The following is a 5,646-nucleotide window of genomic DNA, read 5'->3' on the forward strand; positions in this document are numbered from 1 at the left end:
CCACAAGGAACACCGTCACACCGTCCTTGCGCAGTTGTTCGATGATGTCGAAGATCTGCTGGATGATGATCGGCGCCAGCCCCAAGGAGGGTTCGTCCAGGAGCAACAGCTTGGGCTTGCTCATCAAAGCGCGGCCGATGGCGAGCATTTGTTGCTCGCCGCCGGACATGGTGCCGCCGCGTTGGGCGAAGCGTTCCTTGAGCCTTGGGAACAGGTGCAGCACCTTGTCCATCTGCTCCTGGTAGTCGCCTTTCTCGGTGAAGAACCCGCCCATGGCCAGGTTTTCTTCCACGGTGAGGCGGGCGAACACCCGGCGACCTTCCGGCACCACGGCGATGCTCTTACGCATGATCTCGGAGGACGCCTGGCCCACCAGTTCTTCACCCATGTAACGGATGCTGCCACTGTAGGCTTGGGGCGAACCGCACAAGGTCATCAGCAAGGTCGACTTGCCGGCACCGTTGGCGCCGATCAGCGTGACGATTTCACCTTGGCGCACTTCCACGTTGACGCTGTGCAGGGCCTGGATCTTGCCGTAGAAAGTGGAAACGTTTTCGAATTGCAGCATTTTACGCTTCCCCCAAATAGGCTTTGATCACTTCAGGATTGTCGCGGATCTGCTCCGGCGTCCCGTCGGCCAGCGGCGTGCCCTGGTTGATCACCACGATGTGGTCGGAAATGCTCATGACCAGTTTCATGTCGTGTTCGATCAACAGCACCGTGGCGTTGTTTTCTTCACGCAATACGCCGATCAGCGCCTTGAGGTCTTCGGTTTCCTTGGGGTTCAGGCCGGCGGCCGGTTCGTCGAGCATGAGGATCCGCGGGCGGGTCATCATGCAGCGGGCGATTTCCAGGCGACGTTGCTGACCATAGGCCAGGGTGCCGGCAGGGCGGTTGGCAAACTCGGTCAGGTTGACCTTGTCCAGCCAGTACTCCGCGTATTCCATGGCCTCGCGCTCGCTCTTGCGGAACGCCGGGGTCTTGAACAGGCCCGCAAAGAAGTTGGTGTTCAGGTGACGGTGCTGGGCAATCAGCAGGTTTTCGACCGCTGTCATGTCCTTGAATAACCGCACGTTCTGGAAGGTCCGCACCACGCCCTTGCGGGCGATTTCGTGACCGGCCAGACCCTGGATCGGCTGGCCGTCCAGCAGGATGCTGCCACCGCTCGGCTTGTAGAAGCCGGTGAGGCAGTTGAACACCGTAGTCTTGCCGGCGCCGTTCGGGCCGATCAATGCCACAACCTGTTTCTCTTTGACAGTCAGGGCCACGCCGTTGACCGCCAGCAAGCCGCCGAAGCGCATGCTCAAGTTTTCGACTTTCAGGATCTCGCGGCTCATTTGCGCAGCTCCATGTGTGGACGTTGCATGGGCAGCAGGCCTTGAGGACGCCAGATCATCATCAGCACCATCATGGCGCCGAACATCAACATGCGGTATTCGCTGAACTCACGCATCATTTCCGGCAGCAGGATCATCACGATCGCGGCCAGGATCACGCCCAGCTGCGAGCCCATGCCACCCAATACCACGATGGCGAGGATGATCGCCGACTCAATAAAGGTGAACGACTCCGGGGTCACCAAACCTTGGCGAGCGGCGAAGAAGCTGCCGGCGAAACCGGCAAAGGTTGCCCCGAGGGTGAATGCCGAAAGCTTGATGATTGTCGGGTTCATGCCCAGCGCACGGCAGGCGATCTCATCTTCACGCAGTGCTTCCCACGCACGGCCGATCGGCATGCGCAGCAAACGGTTGATCACGAACAGTGCGGCCAGTGCCAGCAACAACGCCACCAGGTACAGGAACACCACTTTGCTCACCGGGTTGTAGTCGATCCCGAAATACTCGTGGAAAGTCTGCATGCCTTCAGCCGCGGTGCGATCGAACGACAGCCCGAAGAACGTCGGCTTGGGGATGCTGCTGATGCCGTTGGGGCCGCCGGTGATGTCGGTGAGGTTACGCAGGAACAGACGGATGATTTCACCGAAACCCAGGGTCACGATGGCCAGGTAGTCACCGCGCAGACGCAACACCGGGAAGCCCAGCAGGAAGCCGAACGTGGCCGCCGCCATGCCGGCCAGTGGCAGGCAGATCCAGAACCCCCAGCCCAGGTAATGCGAGAGCAGCGCGTAGGTGTAGGCACCCACCGCGTAGAAACCCACATAACCCAGGTCGAGCAGGCCGGCGAGGCCCACCACGATGTTCAGGCCCAGGCCCAGCAACACGTAGATCAGGATCAGGGTGGCGATGTCGACCGCGCCGCGCGAGCCGAAGAACGGCCAGATCAACGCGGCCACGATCAGGCCGATGATGATGTAGCGCTGAGTACGCGGCAGGGTCAGGAATTGGCTGACCTTGGGCGATACCAACGGGCCACGGTTGCCCTTGAACAGGGTGCCGACCTGCTGGGTGAACAGCACGCGTAGGAACATCAACACCGAGCACAGGGCGATGATGGTCAGGGTCACGGGACCCGTGCCATGCACTTCCAGGTTGATGCCGACAATGCTCAGCTTCAGGCCGAGTACCGGAAAGGCCACGGCCCAGACCAGCAAGGCGCTGAAAAACGCCGATTTAAGATATCTGCTCATACTTTCTCAACCTCCGGACGGCCCAGAATGCCGGTCGGACGGAACAACAGCACCAGAACCAACAGGCCGAACGCCACGACGTCCTTGTATTGGTCGCCGAAGATATCGGCGCCAAAGGCTTCAGCCACACCCAGCACCAGCCCGCCGAGCATGGCGCCCGGAATACTGCCGATGCCGCCCAACACGGCCGCGGTAAAGGCCTTGAGGCCTACCAGGAAACCGGCGTTGGGGTTGATCACGCCGTACTGCATGCTCAGCAGCACCGCCGCGACGGCGGCCAGTGCGGCACCGATCACGAAGGTCAGGGCGATGATGTTGTTGGTGTTGATGCCCAACAGGTTGGCCATCTTGATGTCTTCGGCGCAGGCCCGGCAGGCGCGCCCCAGACGAGAGCGGGAGATGAACAGGGTCAGGCCCAGCATCGCCACCAGGGTGACGACGAAAACCAGGATCTGCATGTACGAAATCAGCACTTCTTGTGCGCCACCTGGGCCGAAGGAGATGCTCCCCGGGATCAGGTTGGGAATGGACTTGTCCTTGGAGTCCTGGGACAGCAGTACGGTGTTCTGCAGGAAAATCGACATGCCGATAGCGGAAATCAGCGGGATCAAACGGTTGCTGCCACGCAAGGGACGGTAGGCAACGCGCTCGATACTGTAGCCATAGGCACTGGTCACGACGATCGACGCGATAAACGCGGCGGTCATCAACAGCGGCAGGGAATGGATTCCCATCATGGCCAGCCCGGCAAGGGCGATGAAGGCCACGTAGGAGCCAATCATGTACACCTCGCCATGAGCGAAGTTAATCATTCCAATGATGCCGTAAACCATTGTGTAGCCAATGGCTATCAAGGCATAGGTGCTGCCAATGGTCAGGCCATTAACCAGCTGTTGGAAAAAATGATAGATCTCAGGCATTACAGCGCTCCTAAAAACCCGATACGCATTTCACTGGTGGAGTCATGTTCCGGCCCCGTGCTGTGTTCTGTGAGCACATTTGCACAAAGCGTTTGCCAGCGAACCGCTGGTGACGGTTTTAAGATTTTCAGGTGAGCCAGCGCCCGGATCGCGGGTGTCAGGCCCATAAACCTCGTAAAACAAAGCCCACTGCTCTCACAGTGGGCTTGTTGGACCAGTAACGCCTGGCTTACTGAGGGGAAACTTCGGTTTTTGGTTTGCCGAAGTGCCATTCGTAGACCACGAACTTGAAGTCCTTCAGGTCGCCCTTGGCGTCAAAGCTCAGGTCGCCGGTAGGGGTCTTGAACGTGCCTGCGTGGATGGCAGCCGCCACTTTGGCGGTGTCTTCGGACTTCGCGGCAGCGATACCGCCAGCGATGACTTCAACAGCCGAGTAGGCCGGGAACACGAACGGACCGGTTGGGTCCTGCTTGTTCTTGGCGAACTCTTCAACGATGGCTTTGTTGGCAGGGTCGGTGTCGAAGGATTTCGGCAGGGTTACCAGCAGGCCTTCGGAAGCGCCTTGGGCGATTTGCGAGATGGAGTCGTTGCCGACGCCTTCCGGGCCCATGAACTTGGCTTTCAGGCCTTTTTCCTGGGCTTGGCGCAGGATCAGGCCCAGCTCTGGGTGGTAGCCGCCGTAGTAGACGAAGTCGACGTTGGCTTGCTTGAGCTTCTGGATGATCGAGGAGAAGTCCTTGTCGCCGGCGTTGATGCCTTCGAAGACGGCAACCTTGACGCCTTTGGTCTCAAGGGTTTGCTTCACGGCGGTGGCGATGCCTTCACCGTATTGCTGTTTGTCGTGGATGACGGCGACGACTTTCGGCTTCACGTGGTCGGCGATGTAGTTGCCGGCCGCCGGGCCTTGCGCGCTGTCCAGGCCGATGGTGCGGAAGATCAGCTTGTAACCACGCGCAGTGATTTCCGGGCTGGTGGCAGCCGGGGTAATCATGATGATGCCTTCGTCTTCATAGATGTCGGACGCTGGCTGAGTGGAGCTGGAGCACAGGTGACCGACCACGAACTTGACGCCGTCGTTGACCACTTTGTTGGCTACGGCCACGGCTTGTTTAGGGTCGCAAGCGTCGTCGTATTCTTTGGCTTCGAGCATTTTGCCATCGACGCCGCCCTTGGCGTTGATGTCGGCGATTGCCTGCTTGGCACCCATGAATTGCATGTCGCCGTATTGCGTCACAGGACCGGTCTTAGGACCTGCGATACCGATCTTGATGGTATCGGCTGCGAACGAATGGCCGGCAACCCCAGCCAAGACCATAGCGGCAAACAGTTTGGAAATCTGCTTAGTAGCCTTATTCATAGTGCTCCACTCTTACTGTTGTATTTTTTATAGTTCTAGCGGCCTTGTGAGCTGCAGAACCGGATCAGATATCTCGGATATCCCCCCGGCAGTGCTCTGGCAACTGTACCGGTACAGTGTAGAGCGCCGGTTGATCGCTTGAAAAGCTGGCTGCTGGGGGCAAAACCCGGGTATGTCGCTTAAATGAAAGAAAAAGACAGAATTGCGGCGGGGTGATGCCAGAGTTTCGGGCAATCCTTGGCTTTCCTGACACTTTCGTTCGGTGACTCATTTGCAACTGGGTTTTTCTGCCTGACGCTCGACGTTATGATTGCGCCGATTTTTTATTCAGGTGAACTCCCATGACGCAAGAACCTAGCACCCTCTATGCCAAGCTGCTCGGTGAAACCGCCGAAATTTCCTGGAAGGAGCTTGAACCGTTCTTTGCCAAGGGTGCCCTATTGTGGGTCGACGCTGGGCTGGATTTGATCGAAGCGGCTGAGGGAATGGCTGAGGATAACCGTGAGAAAGTCGCTGGCTGGCTGGCTGCTGGGAGTCTGGGCGAGGTGTCTGCGACGCGGGCATTGGACTTGGTTGAGCGCGATCCGGGGCTTTGGGCGGTGGTGGTTTCGCCTTGGATTTTGATCCAGGAAAGGGCAGGCCAGTAAGGGGTCGCACTTGAATGGTGCGTGATTTTTCCGGGTTTAAGTGTGTAGCGGGGTAACTGCGTTCGCAGTGATGGCACGTTGCCGTAGAGAAAGGTCACAGGCGGGGGTTACGTGCGCGTCATGGGAACAGTTTTA

The 5,646-nt window shown here is 58.7% G+C and carries 6 protein-coding genes; 1 reads left to right on the plus strand and 5 read right to left on the minus strand.

All coding sequences use genetic code 11. The features are described 5' to 3' along the window. The 5 genes from WBB95_RS21530 to WBB95_RS21550 form a co-directional block, all read right to left on the minus strand. Positions 1–568: ABC transporter ATP-binding protein (locus tag WBB95_RS21530; RefSeq protein ID WP_424489410.1), on the minus strand; the 568-nt coding region annotated here is incomplete at its 3' end. A 1-nt stretch (position 569) separates the two neighbouring features. Continuing rightward, positions 570–1,337, minus strand: a complete 768-nt coding sequence (gene livG, locus WBB95_RS21535) for a high-affinity branched-chain amino acid ABC transporter ATP-binding protein LivG (protein WP_012722652.1) — start codon at positions 1,335–1,337, stop codon at positions 570–572. Next, positions 1,334–2,587 carry a high-affinity branched-chain amino acid ABC transporter permease LivM gene (locus WBB95_RS21540; RefSeq protein ID WP_424489411.1) on the minus strand — a complete coding sequence of 418 codons (1,254 nt, stop codon included), beginning with the start codon at positions 2,585–2,587 and terminating at the stop codon, positions 1,334–1,336. The genes livG and WBB95_RS21540 overlap by 4 nt, the downstream gene beginning before the upstream one ends. Next, complete coding sequence (livH, locus tag WBB95_RS21545) at positions 2,584–3,507, minus strand: high-affinity branched-chain amino acid ABC transporter permease LivH (RefSeq protein ID WP_106577104.1); 924 nt, start codon at positions 3,505–3,507, stop codon at positions 2,584–2,586. Before livH ends, WBB95_RS21540 begins: the two co-directional genes overlap by 4 nt. A 229-nt stretch (positions 3,508–3,736) precedes the next feature. Beyond that, positions 3,737–4,864, minus strand: coding sequence for a branched-chain amino acid ABC transporter substrate-binding protein (locus WBB95_RS21550; protein ID WP_424489412.1), 1,128 nt, complete (start codon positions 4,862–4,864; stop codon positions 3,737–3,739). 341 nt (positions 4,865–5,205) lie between these two features. Between WBB95_RS21550 and WBB95_RS21555 the strand changes: the two genes are divergently transcribed. Next, positions 5,206–5,511, plus strand: coding sequence for a DUF2288 domain-containing protein (locus WBB95_RS21555; RefSeq protein ID WP_424489413.1), 306 nt, complete (start codon positions 5,206–5,208; stop codon positions 5,509–5,511). Positions 5,512–5,646: the final 135 nt, after the last annotated feature.

This window comes from Pseudomonas sp., from assembly GCF_049645325.1.
GTDB lineage: Bacteria > Pseudomonadota > Gammaproteobacteria > Pseudomonadales > Pseudomonadaceae > Aquipseudomonas.